At 49.0% G+C, this 653-nt stretch carries 2 pseudogenes; both read right to left on the bottom strand.

The features are described from left to right. Window positions 1–97: pseudogene (locus tag PORUE0001_RS10070) on the bottom strand (conjugative transposon protein TraK); the annotation flags it as partial. Window positions 98–503: 406 nt separating this feature from the next. Beyond that, window positions 504–653, bottom strand: a pseudogene (locus tag PORUE0001_RS10065) (conjugative transposon protein TraJ); the annotation flags it as partial.

The following is a 653-nucleotide window of genomic DNA, read 5'->3' as shown; positions in this document are numbered from 1 at the left end:
AGCTACTGACCGCTATGCAGACTATCGCAAAGATGATAGCGTAGAGCCTAATCTGCTTGAAAGAGGTCTCTATGTTTGTGAGTGATTTGAATTCCATATTCCATTATTCTAATTGTCTTGTATCTAAAAACTTCTGAGGGGTAGTCTAGTGCCAATGTGCCTTGGTACTGTAGTGCCATACGGGTGAAACTCTAGTGCCACCCCCACTTGGCACTGCAGTTTCATACGGGAGAAACTGTAGTTTCATAGGTAAGAAACTGTAGTTTCATAGGTAGGAAACTCTAGTTTCATGGGTAGGAAACTCTAGTTTCATGGGTAGGAAACTCTAGTTTCATGGGTAGGAAACTCTAGTGCCACACGGCAGGCACTACGATTACCTCCCCAGCTGCTACATTGACACACATAGGAGGAGCTAATCCTACCCACCTGACCGTCATACGACCATCACGTGGTCATTGCATCCTCATCAAGCGTGTCATAGCCACCCTTCGGCTGAAGGGACGCTATTTGCCCTTGATAAGTGCCCCTTTGATACGTCCGCCTACGTTGCCGGCCATAGACCCAGTGGCGCCAGCTACTGCCTTACCTCCCGTATAGGCACCTTGGGCACCTCGTTGCGCCGTCTGATTGACATTGCGTCCGTACGCCCCGAT

It is taken from the genome of Porphyromonas uenonis 60-3 (assembly GCF_000174775.1).
Classification (GTDB): Bacteria; Bacteroidota; Bacteroidia; order Bacteroidales; family Porphyromonadaceae; genus Porphyromonas; species Porphyromonas uenonis_A.
The sequence above is the reverse complement of the archived record's forward strand: the minus strand, read 5'-3'. Positions and strand labels throughout refer to the sequence as shown.